Raw genomic sequence first — 1,679 nt, forward strand, 5'->3', positions numbered from 1 at the left:
GGCGGTTTAGTGGCTGGTTAGTGTTTTGGCGAATACAAAACTAACCACTTTTACCGCCGTTTTCTATTAATTCACGCTAAGGTGCGATGAACCTTTTTTTGTGCCTGAAATCAGCAAATTACGCCATTCCTGCTCATTTTTCATTCTCTTCGTATCTGATGGTATCTGCGGGTATATCGCATAAAGCGGGATATAAATATGTATATCCCAAGTTCGATTTAGGGCGGTATACAGTTTTGTTTGAAAAATGACCTTATGTGCTTTGTGTTGCAAAGATGCTGGATGGGAATGGACGTTAGCAGCAAGAATGGGTACTACCGATAGTTCAAGAGTGTGTATGGCCTCTGTTCGGTAAATTACTTCATGCGTAGCACCGGTCCGGATAACAGTGTACAGCTAAAAGCAGATTAGCATCCGTTCTATGGCATAAGTGAAATTAATGGTTCTAGAAAGCTCTCGTACTGTTATTGACCAATACATACAGAAAAGGGCCGGATCCCCCATTTCAGAATGATGCCAAAGGGTTATATGAATATGTCTCTGACTTCTTGCGGGTATCGTCGATTTCCTGATTGAAATCATCAATAGATATCTTCTTGAAAGCTACACCAAGCAGAACCCCATAATGCGCAACTAGTTGAGTGAATGTGCTAGCACCACCATGACTACCATTCTTGAGCGCTTTGTAAAGAATGGTATTTACTGATCTGATATTTGATGTACTAGGACTATCTTTTGACGATTTTATGAGCTTCTGTAGAACGGTCAGTGTGGTTGATTCGCCTTTTATTTTCCTTTCCTCATCGTCCGTTAGAGAAATAAACGTCTGGAGAACCCTGATTAGACGTTTCATTCTTGGGTCCGATTCAGCTTTCTGCGGCTTTGTACTCCCACAGCCCCCCGTTTTACTGCTACCGGAAGACTCACCCGTAAGGGGGTTATAGGATGGAATTTCCTCAGGTCGCTGCCCATTCACCTCGAACCACCCCTTTGCTGCATATAATCCACAGATAAAATACCCTTTAAGCTTCGGATTTTTCCTGCTGGTGAAGAGGAAAAGGTAATAATCCGTCGTTAGTGGTCCACCGTGATACGCCGTTTTCATCTGTCCCGGTAGCAGAACCGACTGGGTGATAGCCTCAACATAGTAGAGTTTAAACGCCGCCTCTCTTACCGCTTGAGTGGTCTTGCTGTACTCCTTAGGCCAATCCATATAACTCTCCAACTTGATGTTTTTCAACAGTAACAGCGTAACATACAGCCATATCAAAAATCTCATTGTCGAAGTTGAAAGGGTTTCATCTGAACGGCTGTTGTGTGCCAGAGGCAGACATTCCCATATTGAAAAGAAAACCGCTGAGCTGTATCTTGGCTGTTATAAAAATGAAAAAGGATTCTCAGATGAGAGAGTTGTTTGAAATTGCATATGCAGCAGCCACAAATAGACTTTGTCTATTTACCGGAACAGGTTTTTCAAAGGAGGTATCTAGTGGTGATGCTCCAACATGGAAAGGTCTTCTAGAAGAACTGTGCGATATTTTACCAAATGCAGATAAATTAAAGGCGTCACTTTTTCCAGAAGAAAAGCCATCACCTCTAAGCCTAAATAGCTGCGCCAAATAGTAGATCACTTTAAGGGAACTCAGCCCGGATTGTGCGATCTGATCAATCGCCAAACA

2 protein-coding genes are annotated in these 1,679 nt (G+C 42.6%); both read right to left on the reverse strand.

Translation table 11 applies throughout. From position 1 onward, the window contains the following. Positions 1-505: 505 nt before the first annotated feature. Positions 506-1,213, reverse strand: a complete 708-nt coding sequence (locus JK216_RS16925; RefSeq protein WP_212712173.1) for a hypothetical protein — start codon at positions 1,211-1,213, stop codon at positions 506-508. A 184-nt stretch (positions 1,214-1,397) separates the two neighbouring features. Beyond that, the coding region (locus JK216_RS16930) for a hypothetical protein (RefSeq protein ID WP_212712172.1) at positions 1,398-1,679 on the reverse strand (282 nt) is incomplete at its 5' end.

The organism is Tatumella sp. JGM94, assembly GCF_018257595.1.
In the GTDB taxonomy this organism is placed as follows: domain Bacteria; phylum Pseudomonadota; class Gammaproteobacteria; order Enterobacterales; family Enterobacteriaceae; genus Tatumella; species Tatumella punctata.